We start from the raw sequence: 13,914 nt of genomic DNA on the forward strand, positions 1-13,914 counted from the left end.
GGGTGCCTTTAGTCGGCTATCGGTTCGGGTTGCAGCTCCGCCGGGCCCTTTGATTCGCCGGTGGTTGCGAGGTCGCGGAGGAGAAAACTGATGTCCACTGCGGGTTCCTCTCCCAACGCGAGGTCCGCGGCGACCTCACCCAATACCGGGGCAAACTTGAACCCGTTGCCTGAAAACCCCAGCGCCAGCGTCACGCGGTCGGATGTGCGCTGCATGATGAAACGGGCGTCATCGGTGTAGCCCTCAAAGTATGCGTTGACACGGACCGGTTCCGGGTGGAGGCCGGGAAAGTATGTCTCCACGATATCGGTGAAGTGTTCAAGCTCCTGAGCAGTGACAAAGTAATCGGAGGGCTGGGGGTAAGTCGGGATGGCGGTCTGACGTGTGCCGGCGTACCCCAACTTCACCATTCGGTGGTCTGCGTTGGGTATGCCGTAGAACTGGCAGGGCGCTGAGCGGCCGAAAACCGGACCCGGTCCAAAGAGACCGCCATCATCTTTGGGTACAAACCATCCTGACACTGGCTTGTGGACGTGGACGGTCGAGGCCACGTCCGGTACGAGCTGATGGGCCCAGGCCCCGGTGGTGATGATGATCTGGTCAAACTCGTACACGGCTTCGTCGGTTGTGATGGATACTCCGCCCGCGTTCTCCGATATCCCGAGCACTTCTTCCCGGGAATGAATGTGAGCGCCAAGACCGGCGGCCGCCCGGGCAGCGAGGAGGTTTGCAAGTTCTGATCGAATGACACCACCGTCCCGGTCCAGCAGTCCGAGGTCGTCGTCATGAAAGTGCTGTAGAGGATAGAGCCGGCGTAGCGCCTCGGGGCTGAGCGATTCCAGTCCCAATCCAGCAGTGGAAGCTTCGGACAGCATCCTTTCCGCGTAGGTCGAGTCGCGGGGGGTGATAGTCAGGGAACCTGTGAACATTCTAATTCTGCGGCCGGCAACCTGCTCCAGCTTGTCCCAGAGATTGGAAGCCCGGTCTATAAGCGGGCGGTATCCGTCCAGTCCGCCGAGAACCCGACGGAAGATGCGCCCTTCTCCCCCGGCCGCCCCGTTGGCATGGCCCGGACTGTACTTTTCGAATCCGTGCACTTCAATATCCTGGCGGCCCGCCAGGGAATACAGGGCCTGCACGCCAACGGTACCTACGCCGATAATCGCGACTTTTCTCCGGGCCATGAATATCTACTTCCTTCAGCGTCAGCGCTCAATTGTGATGTGAATTCCATGGAGCCTAGCAGTCGGATGCCGAAATTGGAACAGCATGCTACAATGTGGCATGACCATGAAGGATTTGATGGGTCTCCGAGGACCAAGGCCTTCCCTGGATGAAAGCCCAGGTAGGGCGTCCGAACGTTGAACCTCGCTTAGGGTTGTTACGTGTTCTTGCTCGCCGATGGGTAAGAACGCATTGAGCCCAAGTGTGCGTCGACTGCGGTCCTTTACCTCACGTCTACCGATCGATTACGTACTTTTGCAGGAGCGAAAATGAAAAGTGTCCTTCGCACACTTGAGATCGTGAAGTTGGTTTCTGACCATCAGCCGATTGCCCTCAACGAGTTGACGCGAATGCTCGACATACCCAAGTCAACGATTCAGCGGACATTGATGACGTTGAAGGAGGCGGGCTGGCTGCAGAACTCCAGTCCTACCTCGACCAAGTGGGAAATCAGTCACCGGATTTTGGAGATTCGTCCGCTCGCTCTTCGGGGCGGACGGCTGTATGCGGCAGCTCAACAGCCGATGACGGAGCTCCGGGACGCGACTAACGAGACCATCCACCTTTGCGTGCCCAGTGGTGATGAAGGTGCCGTCCTCATCGCCCGGGTCGATTGTGATCAACCCGTTCGCACCTATAACCCCTTGGGTGAAGTGTCGCCCTACGCCACTACGGCAACGGGCAAGTCCCTTATGGCGCATTTCCCGGCGGCAAGGGTTCAGCAAATCCTTGATGCGACTCCGGAAGACCAGTTTGAGCGGGCGCATACTGACAAGGCGCAGGTCCTGAGCCAGTTGGAACAGGTAAGGGAGCAAGGATACGCGTTGAACATGCGGGAGTACCGGCCTGGCGTGTGCGCCGTGGCTGCTCCTGTTCTTGACGAGAACGGCCAGGCTATTGCGAGTATTTGTATCTCCATGCCCGAGGTCCGGTTCGACGAAACAAGGGTCCAGGAATGGTCAAAGCTGGCAAAGTACGCAGCATCGCTCATTGGGCGGTGACTCAGGTCCGCCTGGAACCCGTGGATAGGGTGCGGTGCGTAAGTGCTCTGGAACCGCTGAAATTCCTTTAGGCCTCGGCACCTGCCGCGCCAACTCGACGGGGCACTGGGGGATTCTGGATTGACGCAGTTTGTTGAAACGCCGCTTTCATAGCCCGCAAAAGGGGGCCTTCGCAAATGGGGGGGCAGGGAACCACTGTTACCGTGGTTCCCTGCCCCCCTTTCTCAGTTAATAAGTGAGGTTGGGAAGGGGCTTCGGTGAGACACCGAGCAGCGCAGGGAGCTCCCTTAGGTTGGGGAGCTCATCGTAGGGCTGGAAAGCGGAGCTTCCGGGGAGTCCCGTCCGGTTAATCCAGACTCGGCGGGCGATATCCAGGTGGTACGTGGGAAGCATGTCGTACTCCCAGCCTTGCGCAACGTGTATCACCTCGTGTGGCTCGTAGCCCATCAGGTCCCATGCCTGGGTGAACGCTTCGAGCTTGGGCTTAAAGGCTCCAACCTGTTCGGCACTGACGACAAAGTCAAATTCGACGCCGATCAGGTCGACGTTGTGCTTAAGGATGTCATCATCGGAGTTGGAGATAATCCCGATGCGGTATTTCTCCTTGAGGCTGTTGAGGGCTGCAGGCACTTCAGGGAAGGGGCCGAATGTTTTTACGGCCTCCACGAGGGCTTCGCCATCGCTGGCCCGGTACGGGAGGCCATGCAGTGTCATGGAGTGCTCAAGGGTGGTTGGCAGCATCGTGGAGTACCGCATGTAAGGCTCGAGGCAGGCCTGGTAGCGCATGACGCGGAAGTCGTTGAAGAAGGCCTCTATGTCCAGTTTGTCCTGGGTCAGACGGTCGCTGAGGACTCGCTCCACGGTTGGCCGGAGATTGAAGTCCACGAGCGTTGCGTAGCAGTCGAAGGTCACAAGCTTTGGCATTTGTTTTCCTTGGGTAGGGCAACAGGTTGTTGCTTACTGGGACGGTGTTACTTGGTGGTCTTGATTTGGCTGGCCATGACGAGGCCGGCCACGTCACGGGTCATGTTTGAGACGTTCGGTCCCCAGAAGGGTGTGAAGTTCTGCTCCCACAGTGGAATCAGCAGAGCTTCTTCAGCGATGTAGTCAGTGAAGTCTGCGACGATCGCGGATCGCGGTTCAAAGTCGGTGACGGATGCCTGCTGGAGGACGTATTCCTGGACTTTGGGGTCTTTGGAAGGCTGCAGCACGTTGGCAATTACTGTGGGCTCCGGGCCGGTGAACCAGCTGACCCGCATGTCGAAGTTTCCTTCGGCCATCCTTGCCGTTTCGTCGTTGGCCGTCACTGGCGTAAGGGTCAGCTCGAGGCCGATCTCTTTCAGTTGCTGCTTTGCCAATTCCATGACGGGCTGGGCCCCGGGGGTGTAGAAGATGGTATCCACCGAAAGGCGTTCGCCGTTCCGGCTGCGAATACCATCGGCACCAATCTCGGTCCATCCATCCTGTTCCAACAGTTCTACTGCCTTTTGCTGGTCAAAGGTGACCTTCTCTGACTGGTCCCTGTAGAACGGGTGGGCGCTGTTGAGGATGCCGGTAGCCGGCTGCTGCGTCTCGGGCCGGGTCGACAGGAGGTACTTGCGGTCCACGCCAAGCATTAGCGCCTGACGAATGGCCGCCTCTTTACCTACCAGGCTGTCCCAGTTCACAATCCAGCCAGCTGAAAGTGCCGGCTCGGGTTTCTCGGCGTTTTGCCACCCTGCGGACTCCAAAGTGGCGATTCCTTGTTCCTCGATCCCCCAGGCGATGTCGAGTTCACCGCCGGCAGCTGCGCCGACAGCAGTCGCAGAGTCGGGAATGATGTTGAATATCACCGTTTTGAGGTATGGGGCGCCCTTATTTTCCAGTGCTTCCGGGCCCCATGCGTAATCGTCATTTCGGTTCAAGGTGATGTGTTCGTTGGGAACGTATTCGCCGACAGTGAAGGGGCCGCTGGCTGCGAACTTCCCTGCGCACAGTTCCTTTGCATCCAGGCTGGCTGTCTCCGCGGAGTAGATTCCCAGGTTGGGTGTTGAGAGCCCATAGAGGAACTGGGCGTTCGGTTCGCTGAATTTGATGATCGCTGTGGTTGGATCGACAACATCAGTTTCAACGTATTTGGCGAGGTAGCTGGAGGCGACAGCCGCAGTGCTGCCAGCGGCTTTCAGCGCGTCCATGTTCGCTTTTACTGCTTCAGCATTAAGAGCGGAGCCGTCGGTGAAGGTGACATTGTCCCGGAGCTTGAAGGTGAACTCAGTTGCGGTGTCATTGACACTCCAGGAACTGGCGAGCCACGGGGAAAAGGTTCCGTCCTCAGTTTCGTAAACCAGGGAGTCGACAATCTGCCGCCCCCATTGAAGGGCCTGCCGTAGGGAGAACTGGTGCGGGTCCAGGCACCCGGGGTCCACTTGGATGGAGGCCCTGAGGTTACCGTCAACCACGGGCTCCCCCGATCCCTCGGATGGATTGGAGCTGCAGGAAACCACACCCACCATTGCGGTGCTGATGACTGCGGCTGCCCCAACGGCACGCCGCAGGCGCCTTGAAAAATAAGTCACTTGTCTGCCCTTTGTTTGAACGAATGTGAAAAATGAAGACTAGAGATTGAAAGCTGAGTCGAGGAGAATCTTTGTGTATTCTTCCTTCGGCTGTGAAAAAACGTCTTTAGTGCTGCCGGATTCGACCATTTCGCCTCGATTCATGATTCCGACGTAATCGGCGAAGTGGTTCACGATTCCCAGGTCATGGGAAATAAAAAGGTAAGCCACACCAAGATCGGCCTGGAGCTGCAGCAGCAGCTCCAGAACCTGGGTCTGCACCAGTACGTCCAGTGCCGAGACCGGTTCGTCACAGACGACGAGCTCCGGGGACAGGGCAAGTGCCCGCGCGATCGCGACGCGCTGCCGCTGCCCCCCGGACAGCTCCACCGGCCGGCGTTTGATGTAGGTATCGGGGAGACCTACGGCGTCCATGAGTTCCCGGACTTTCCGGTGACGCTCATTTTTGGTGCCGACCTTGAACGCCCGAAGGGGTTCTTCGATGATCTCCCCGAGCCGCATTTTTGGATCGAGCGATGCAAAGGGGCTCTGATAGATGACCTGCATTTTCCTGCGCAGCTGGCGAAGCTCTTCGCCACGGAGGGACGTGATGTCCCTGCCCATGAAATGGACTGAACCGGACGTGGCTTCCTCAAGCCGAAGGATCATTCGTGCTGTCGTGGATTTACCCGATCCCGATTCGCCCACGATTGCCATTGTCTTTCCGCGCGGAATGGCGAATGAAACGTCATTGACAGCCACGTGCTTGTACGGAATGCGGCTCCCGAAGTGGAAGTCTTTGACAAGGTGTGAAACCCGGAGAATGGCGTTCTCGTTCGAGACGTCGAACTCCCACGCATCAGTTCTGGGCCTGCCAACAGGATGGCTTGATTCGACGCTGGAGTACCCCGTCTGCCCGGCAGGATGGAAAAGGTGCGGCGCACTGGCTACGAGCTCCTGGGTGTATTCGTGCTTCGGCGCCCTGAGTACCTCGTTGGCTAAGCCAACTTCAACGACCTCCCCGGATTTCATCACGACGATCCGGTCGGCTCTGTGTACTGCCAGAGCCAGGTCATGCGTGATGATGATGAGAGCGGTGTTCGTCTCCTGAACCAGTTTCTGCAGATGATCCATGACGCGCTTCGCGACCGTCATGTCCAGGGCGCTGGTCGGCTCATCGGCGATGATCAGCTCAGGCTCTGCCGCAAAGGCCATAGCTATGAGTACACGCTGCTTCATGCCGCCGGACAGCTCGTGCGGATAGGAATTGACGACGGTTTCGGGGTCCAGCAAGCCGGCGTCCCGGAGGAGGGAAAGGACTCTGGCCTTTGACTCCTCTTTTGAGGTAACACCATGCAGGAGCAGGGGCTCCTGCACCTGGACACCAATTTTCTTGGTCGGGTTCAGCGACGACATCGGGTCTTGAGGGATGATGCCGATCCTCTTGCCGCGGATCCTGCGGATCTGGGAATCCCGCAGGCTGCCGATGTCTATGGTGTCGAATTTCAGCGAGCCCGATGTGACGGTGGAGTTTTCCGGCAGCATGGCTGCAACGGCGTTGGCCAGTGTCGACTTTCCCGAACCGGATTCGCCGACGATGGCTATGACTTCACGTGCCGCGACGGCGAGGCTTACTTCACGAAGTGCCTGTGCACGTTTGCGTCCTATTTGGTAGGTGACGGATACATTCTGCACATCAACGAGTGGTGCCGTGCTTAGGGTAGGCATTATTTGCTCCCGCCTTGGCCGATTACCCGGGAAATTCGATTCACTGCAAGGACGACGACGACGAACACGACGCCGGGAAGAACCCCAAGCCACCATGCGTTCCGGACAAACTTCTGTCCGTCTGCAATGAGAGCTCCCCACTCCGCGTTGGGCGGTTCGGCACCGAAGCCCAGATAGCCCATGGCGCCGATGGTGAGCATGGCTACGCCGAATTCGAGTGCAGCCAGGGAGATGAGAGGGGTGATGGAGTTGGGGACGATGTGCCGGGCCACCACGCCTAAGGGCTTGACGCCGAGGGCCCCCGCAGCTTCGACGAAGGTCGAAGCCCGAACACTCATGACTTCGGCTCTCATTACCCGGCCAAAGGACACCGACCCGGCAATTCCGATGGCAAGGGCGATGTTCATCACCCCGTTGCCCAGGATGGTCAGGAACGCGAAAACCATCAGCAGGCCCGGGATAGCCAGGACGGCGTCAAATATCCGCATTATCAGGGCATCGATCCATCCTTTGGATACGCCGGCGATAACGCCAAGAAGCGTGCCAATCGCAAAAGACAGCAGGACAGCGAAGGCTGCCGCTCCCAAGGAGATCTGGGCTCCGTAGACCACCCGGGCGAAAAGGTCCCGTCCGAGTTCATCGGTGCCGAACCAGAACGAGGTGTCCGGGGCGCGAAGGGAAACTGTTGGATCCGCCTTCAGCGGGTCCTTACCGGTGAACAGTGAAGGGCGGATGGACATCACGATCAGCACTGCAACTACGAGCAATGAGAGGAATAAATCCAGCCTGCGGAACACAAATGACAGTGTGGCCCGCCGGGCGAGAGCCTTCTCAGTGGGGGTCTGAGGTGTGTCTGCTTTCTCCACCGACGGCGCCTTGCTGGTCAATGTACTAGCCAATTGCCTTGCTCCTTCGTATTCTCGGGTCAATCAATGGGTAGGCCAGGTCAACCAGCAGGTTCACCACAACAAAGACGACGGCGCCGATCAGAACGACACCCTGGACCACCGTCAGGTCCACGGTCTGCACGCCTTCCAAAATGACCCGTCCAAGACCTGCCCTGGAGAAAACAGTCTCGGTTACCACGGCCCCGGTCAGTAGGCCGCCGGTGAGCAGCCCCGTAAGGGTCAGCGTTGAGATGGACGCGTTGCGAAGGCAGTGAACGACAATGACACGGAGACGGCTGGCACCCTTTGCATACGCGGTGTAGGCGTACTGGGCTGTCCTGGCACTCTCCAGTGAACCGGCAAGTACCTGCGCGATCATGGATGAAGGAACAACGGCGAGAGTAATCACTGGCAGAACAAGAGCGGCCGGCCCCGAGGATGTTCCGAACGAGGGAAACCAGCCAAGGCCGAACGCAAACACCGAAAGCAGAATCAGGCCTACCCAAAAGGTCGGCACAGATACTCCCACCGCGGGAATCGCGAGGAGCAGCGACCGGAGCCAGTACATCCGCGTGTAGACAGCAGCTACAGCAATTGCAAAGCCGACGACGACGGACACAACCAAAGCCAGCGAGGCTATGACCAGCGTAGGTGGAATCGCAGCTCCCAGCATCTCGGCGACCGGGCGTCCCGTTCGCAGGGACGTTCCCAGATCGCCCCGCAGGACTCCAAAGAGAGCGTCAAAGTACTGGACATAAAGCGGGCGGTTCAAACCCATCGATGTCCGCAGATCGTCAATCTGCGCCGGAGTCAATGAAGCCTCCGTCCCCATCCGAGCCAACGCCGCATCACCGGGGATGATGAAAAGCAGGAAAAAAGTAACGGTAAAAGCCAGCCACAGAACAAGGACTGACTGAAGTACGCGCCTGAAGATAAAAGATCCCATTGTGACCTCACGGGTTGAATAGGGTGGTCCACCAAAAGAGCCCAGCATCCGCAAATCGCGCTACTGAGGGACGAAAACCTTGCGTGCCACATCGTGGGCCGCCGTACCAATTTTTACCATCGTACTGTAACCCACGTCATACGGCAATGAACGATGTCGCCGCCTGCAGTGAGCGCCATCTGCGCAGCCCGCCCGTCGGCACCCCAGGGAGACCAGCCCCCAGAGGGCCCCGCGGCCGACCCTGGGGCACGTTGCGGAGGTGGGAACCAATTCATCTTTTCGCCACCCAGCGCGCCCCCACGCGCGAAGGTCTCAGAAAAAACCTCCCGCCACTCGGGCTGGTGTGCTACCTTTGCTATTAATTGGCACGGCATGCCAGATTGTGGCACACGACAACCGTAGGGTTTGCAATGGAACGAATACGCGTAGCAGTTATTGGCCTTGGAACGATGGGTTCACAGGTCCTTAAGACACTGGCTGAAGAAGCCGGCGTGGAAGTGGTGGGCTTCGAGCAGTTCTCCCCTGGCCATGACCGCGGAGCGGCCGGTGGTGAAAGCAGGATTTTTCGCAGCGCCCAGTTCGAAGATCCCCGCTACGTCCCCATCCTTCAACGGGCCGATGAGCTGTGGGGAAAGCTTGAAGCCCAGACCCAGAGGGAACTGCGGAGCATGACCGGGTGTGTCCTCATGGGACCGCCCAGTCATCAGCACATTAGGAATGCCCTCGCTTCAGTCACGGAGTACGGTCTCGACTATGACCTTCTCGACCGTGAGCAAATGAAGCGGAAACTGCCCCAGTTCACCATGGACGTGGACGACATGGCCATCGTGGACCACCGGGCGGGAATGATTCGTCCGGAGCTGACCATCCTCTCAACGGTTCTTCTGGCGGAGTCCCTGGGTGCTGAAGTGCGCCGGAATACCCAGGTACTGGACATCGTGGACAACGGCGCAGGGGTCACAGTCGTCACGGACGCAGGCGCTCTGGAGTTCGACCGGGTTGTCGTTTCAGCGGGACCCTGGGTGACCAAATTGCTGCCTGGCCTGGGACAGAGCATCAGCATCCGGAGGCCTATCTCTGTCTGGTACGCATCACGTCCGGGCGCAGAAATGCCGTCGGGGCCGGCATTCATCCGGCTGGGCCCGCGCCACTTCTACGGGGTCCCCTCCCCTGATGGCATCAGCGTAAAAGTCGGGCTGTCCGTCGTGGATCACCTTGTTGTGAATGAACCCAACGACGAGGCTCGCAGCGTCAGTCCCGGGGATTTGGCCCCTTTTGATGAGATCCTCGCGGGATACCTCCCCACACTTCAGCCTGATCCGATCAGGGTCACTACCTACTTCGAAGGCTACATGGACGATGCCCGGCCCATCGTTCAGCCAGCGCCCGGATCCGAAAACGTCATCCTACTGGCAGGATTTTCCGGCCACGGCTTCAAGATCGCACCGGCCATCGGTGAGATCGGTGCCTTGTTGGCCCTCGGCAAGCCCACGCCAATGAACCTCGATTTCCTCCACCGCGATTTCGCGGCCACCCCTTAAGCACACCCTCCTTTAGCCCTAATGAAAGGCAGCACGATGTCAACACTGACCATGCTCAAAGCTCCCCGCACGGGAGAATCCTCAACTGACAGCTACTCCATCGGAACAGTCACCCTGGACCCGGGAACCCGCGGAACAGGCGCTATCCCGGTAGCTGTCGGCGCGAACGGCGAAGAGATCAATATCCCGCTCTCGGTCGTCCACGGGAAATACCCCGGTCCTGTCCTCGCGGTTGGAGCAGGAATCCACGGAGACGAATATGACAGCATGCAAGCCGTCAGGGACGCCATTGAGGCTATCGATCCCGAAACGCTGCACGGCACTTTCGTGGGCATGCCGTGCATTAACACTGCAGCCTTCGCCGCCGCTACACGAATCAGCGGCCTGGATTACTTGAACTTCAACCGGATCTTTCCGGGTGACTCCGACGGGTCCATCTCGATGCGCCTGGCCGCGACGTTCATCACGGATGTTGTTCCCTACGTGGACGCTTTCATCGACCTGCACACCGGCGGAACCTTCGGCGAGATTACGCCTCTGGTCGTTGTCCAGCGCGGCTATGAAGACATCGCCACCGAACTCGGCATGGCTTCGGGAAATCCCGTTATCTGGAAGGGCGGCAATTGGGGTGGAACGGCACGTTCATCCTTCCTTGCGGTCGGAAAACCGGCGGTCACCCTGGAAGCCGGCGGCGGCACCTACAAGGGCTCCGTCGTAAAGCACCACTTCGACAGCATCATGAACATCGTCCGACACCTCGACATGATCGATGGTGACAGCAAGCTGGGCGAGAGCTACGCAGCAGTCAACGCAACATTTGCCAGGGCCAGTGTGGGAGGGTTCTACATTGAAAAGGTCGAACCCGGCGATCACTGCAAGGAAGGCGACGTCATCGCAGTCATCGTCGATCACCTCGGCGTTGTCCGTGAAACGGTGACCGCACCAGAAGACGGAATCGTTCTCTGGATCCGCCGGCTTCGGACCGTGAACCCGGGCGAAGAAACCATGATTTTCGGACCAATCGAGGAGACACTGGTACCGTGACGCCCAGCGAGCAGGAAACTTCAGTTCTCGGCCTGGATGTTGAACAGCTGCTCTTCATCGACGGGGCCTTCGTCCCTGCCCGTGACCGTTCAACGTTCACCGCCTTCAACCCCGCCACCGGAAAGCCGCTGGCCACTCTTGCCAACGGTGGGGCCGAAGATATTGCCGACGCAGTTCGTGCGGCACGGCGGGCGTTCGAAACAGGGCCCTGGCCCCGCCTGAGGGCATCGGAGCGCGGCCAGGTACTGAACAAGATTGCCCTTTCCATCCGCGCCAACGCAGATGAACTGGCTCGGCTGGAGTGCTATGACGTGGGCAAACCCCTCAAACAGGCCTACGGGGATGTCGAAGCAGCCGCACGGTATTTTGAGTTTTACGGCGGACTGGCGGACAAAATAGCAGGCTCAACAGTGCCTGTTGCTGACCACATACTTGACGTGGTTGTCCGTGAGCCGATAGGCGTGTCCGGCCAGATTCTCCCCTTCAACTACCCTCTGCAGAACACCGGGCGGAGCGCGGCCCCCGCCCTCGCTGCCGGTTGCACGGTGGTCCTGAAACCCTCGGAAGAAGCATCGCTGACACCATTGCGGATTGCCCGGATAGCCCAGGAGTGCGGTCTGCCCGACGGCGCCCTGAACGTCGTTACCGGTGGTGGCAAAGCGGGTTCTGCGCTCTCATCCCACCCTGATATCGACCAGGTCACGTTCACCGGCTCTGTTTCAACCGGAATCAAGGTAGCTACGGCGGCGGCGGAGAACATTGTTCCATCCGTTTTGGAACTGGGTGGAAAGTCCCCGTCGGTGGTGTTCGGCGACGCGGACTTCGAGAAGGCTTTACCGGCCGTTATGGCGTCGATCTTCCTCAATAACGCTGGCCAGACCTGCTCGGCAGGGAGCAGGCTTCTGCTCCAGCGGGGCGCCGGGGGTGACGCCTTCCTCAACTCACTCATCGCCCGTGTGAAGGCGCTGCGGATGGGGCCCGGGATCGATGATCCTGACATTGGTCCCGTCGTCTCCCAAACGCAGCAGGACAAAATTGTCGCCGTCCTCCAGGACGCGCGAAATGACGGAGTGAAAATCCACACCGGCGGCCAGGCTGCTGCAACCAGCGAACTCATCGACGGCTACTTCATTGAACCTACGATCATCGAAGTGACGAGTAACAGCGAGCGGATGGCTCAGGAGGAGGTCTTCGGGCCGGTCCTCACACTCGTCCGCTTTGACACTGTCGAGGAGGCCCTTGCCATTGCCAACGACACTCCGTTCGGCCTGTCGGCTTATGTCTGGAGCCGCAACATCGACCAGGCGCTCTACCTGGCAAAGCGGATCCGGTCCGGCCAGGTCAACGTCAACAGCTATGACGCCGGTACGGGAATCGAAATGCCGTTCGGCGGCTTCAAGAAAAGCGGCTGGGGCCGGGAGAAGGGCATTGAGGGCATCAATAGCTACCTGGCCGTGAAAAACATTTGCATTGGCATCTCACATGATCTGGATGCCACCTAAGCAGGACAAAGATCCTCACCACGGCTTCCCCGGCCATGAGGAAAAGCGGTGGCACTGCCGTGACGGGCTCCCCCCACGCCACGGCAGTGACCGCCCCGCTGGCCGCGGTTGCGGCTGTCATCGGGCCTGAGGTGCCCCTCACCTTCGGCTCACCAGATCCGTTTCACGATGATCTCCACCGGGCTGTGCCGCAGCCACATACACACCAGATCGGGACAACATCCAATGACCTCTCTTAGCCCCCTCCTCAAACAAGCAACACCCCTTGTTGTGGACCATGCCCTCGGCAGCTGGATTCACGCCACTGACGGCAATGCCTACCTCGACTTCACCACAGGAATTGGCGTAACCAGCACGGGCCACTGCCACCCGCGCGTCGTGGAGGCAGCCCGGGAGCAGGTGGGCAAGATCATCCACGCCCAGTACACCACCGTGATGCACAAGCCGCTGCTGGCGCTGACCGAGAAGCTCGGCGAAGTCCTCCCCGAAGGCCTGGACTCCGTCTTCTACGCCAACTCCGGGTCCGAAGCCGTCGAAGCCGCGATCCGGCTGGCCCGCATGGCCACCGGCCGGCCGAACATCGTCGTTTTCCAGGGAGGATTCCACGGCCGCACCGTTGCCGCGGCCTCACTGACCACAGCGGGAACGCGTTTTTCGGCCGGGTTCTCCCCGTTGATGTCCGGCGTGCACATGTCCGCGTTCCCTTACGCCTACCGGTACGGCTGGGACGAGGCCAGCACGGTCGCCTTTGCCTTGAAAGAACTCGATTACCTGCTGCAGACACGGACCGCGCCCAACGACACTGCCGCGTTCCTGATCGAACCGGCCCTCGGTGACGGCGGCTACCTTCCCACACCCCCGGCCTTCCTCGAAGGGCTGCGCGAACGCGCCGACCGCCACGGCATCCAGCTGATCTTCGACGAGGTCCAGGCCGGCGTCGGACGCATGGGCAAATTCTGGGGCCACCAGTACTCCACCGCAACACCGGACATCATTGTCACCGCCAAGGGCATCGCGTCCGGCTTCCCGATCTCAGCGATCGCAGCCTCCACCGAGACCATGGCCAAGGGCTGGCCCGGATCCCAAGGCGGAACATACGGCGGCAACGCCGTGTCCGCCGCGGCCGGCGTGGCCACCCTGGACGTCGTACGGGACGAAGGCCTCGTGGAGAACTCCCGCGTCCGCGGCGAACAACTGCAAGCCGGCCTAAAGGACATCCAGGCGCGCTTCCCGGTAATCGGCGACGTACGCGGCCTGGGCCTGATGCAGGGCATCGAATTCACCGCCGAAGACGGCACGCCGGACTCCGTGACCGCCGCCGCGGTCCAGCAGGCCACCACCGCCCAGGGCCTGCTGACCCTCACCTGCGGCCCGTCCGGCAATGTGGTCCGCCTGATCCCGGCACTCGTGGTCACCGCGGAGGAAATTTCCACCGGGCTCACGCGTTTCGAAGCGGCCGTGGGCGCGGTCCTGGGCGCAGTTTCCGCCTCGACCGGATCCTGAGCCA

The 13,914-nt window shown here is 59.8% G+C and carries 11 protein-coding genes; 5 read left to right on the top strand and 6 right to left on the bottom strand.

Annotation, left to right across the window (positions count from 1 at the left end):
- Nucleotides 1-8: 8 nt before the first annotated feature.
- Nucleotides 9-1,184 (bottom strand): FAD-dependent oxidoreductase, encoded by a 1,176-nt coding sequence (locus AC6CHP_RS19830; RefSeq protein WP_498231785.1) that lies wholly within the window; start codon nt 1,182-1,184, stop codon nt 9-11.
- A 309-nt stretch (nt 1,185-1,493) separates the two neighbouring features.
- On the opposite strand from AC6CHP_RS19830, the gene AC6CHP_RS19835 reads away from it, so the two are divergent.
- Nucleotides 1,494-2,225 (top strand): IclR family transcriptional regulator, encoded by a 732-nt coding sequence (locus tag AC6CHP_RS19835; RefSeq protein ID WP_498231787.1) that lies wholly within the window; start codon nt 1,494-1,496, stop codon nt 2,223-2,225.
- 228 nt (nt 2,226-2,453) lie between these two features.
- On the opposite strand, the gene AC6CHP_RS19840 is transcribed toward AC6CHP_RS19835, so the two are convergent.
- The 5 genes from AC6CHP_RS19840 to AC6CHP_RS19860 form a co-directional block, all read right to left on the bottom strand.
- Nucleotides 2,454-3,149: an HAD family hydrolase gene (locus tag AC6CHP_RS19840; RefSeq protein ID WP_498231789.1), complete on the bottom strand. Its 696-nt coding sequence runs from the start codon at nt 3,147-3,149 to the stop codon at nt 2,454-2,456.
- A gap of 47 nt (nt 3,150-3,196) precedes the next feature.
- Nucleotides 3,197-4,717 carry an ABC transporter substrate-binding protein gene (locus tag AC6CHP_RS19845; protein ID WP_498231841.1) on the bottom strand — a complete coding sequence of 507 codons (1,521 nt, stop codon included), beginning with the start codon at nt 4,715-4,717 and terminating at the stop codon, nt 3,197-3,199.
- 102 nt (nt 4,718-4,819) lie between these two features.
- Nucleotides 4,820-6,487 (bottom strand): dipeptide ABC transporter ATP-binding protein, encoded by a 1,668-nt coding sequence (locus AC6CHP_RS19850; protein ID WP_498231791.1) that lies wholly within the window; start codon nt 6,485-6,487, stop codon nt 4,820-4,822.
- Nucleotides 6,487-7,386 (bottom strand): ABC transporter permease, encoded by a 900-nt coding sequence (locus AC6CHP_RS19855; RefSeq protein WP_498231793.1) that lies wholly within the window; start codon nt 7,384-7,386, stop codon nt 6,487-6,489. Before AC6CHP_RS19855 ends, AC6CHP_RS19850 begins: the two co-directional genes overlap by 1 nt.
- A complete protein-coding gene (locus tag AC6CHP_RS19860) occupies nt 7,379-8,320 on the bottom strand; it encodes an ABC transporter permease (RefSeq protein ID WP_498231795.1) in 942 nt (313 codons plus the stop codon). The genes AC6CHP_RS19855 and AC6CHP_RS19860 overlap by 8 nt, the downstream gene beginning before the upstream one ends.
- 410 nt (nt 8,321-8,730) lie before the next feature.
- On the opposite strand from AC6CHP_RS19860, the gene solA reads away from it, so the two are divergent.
- The 4 genes from solA (at nt 8,731) to AC6CHP_RS19880 (ending at nt 13,910) form a co-directional block, all read left to right on the top strand.
- Complete coding sequence (gene solA / locus AC6CHP_RS19865; RefSeq protein ID WP_498231797.1) at nt 8,731-9,861, top strand: N-methyl-L-tryptophan oxidase; 1,131 nt, start codon at nt 8,731-8,733, stop codon at nt 9,859-9,861.
- Nucleotides 9,862-9,897: 36 nt separating this feature from the next.
- Entirely contained in the window at nt 9,898-10,905 is a 1,008-nt protein-coding gene (locus tag AC6CHP_RS19870) for a succinylglutamate desuccinylase/aspartoacylase family protein (RefSeq protein ID WP_498231799.1), read from the top strand.
- On the top strand, nt 10,902-12,407 hold the full coding sequence (locus AC6CHP_RS19875; RefSeq protein ID WP_498231801.1) for an aldehyde dehydrogenase family protein: 1,506 nt from the start codon (nt 10,902-10,904) through the stop codon (nt 12,405-12,407). The genes AC6CHP_RS19870 and AC6CHP_RS19875 overlap by 4 nt, the downstream gene beginning before the upstream one ends.
- Nucleotides 12,408-12,632: 225 nt before the next feature.
- Nucleotides 12,633-13,910: an aspartate aminotransferase family protein gene (locus AC6CHP_RS19880; RefSeq protein WP_498231803.1), complete on the top strand. Its 1,278-nt coding sequence runs from the start codon at nt 12,633-12,635 to the stop codon at nt 13,908-13,910.
- Nucleotides 13,911-13,914: the final 4 nt, after the last annotated feature.

The organism is Pseudarthrobacter sp. GQ63, assembly GCF_059758765.1.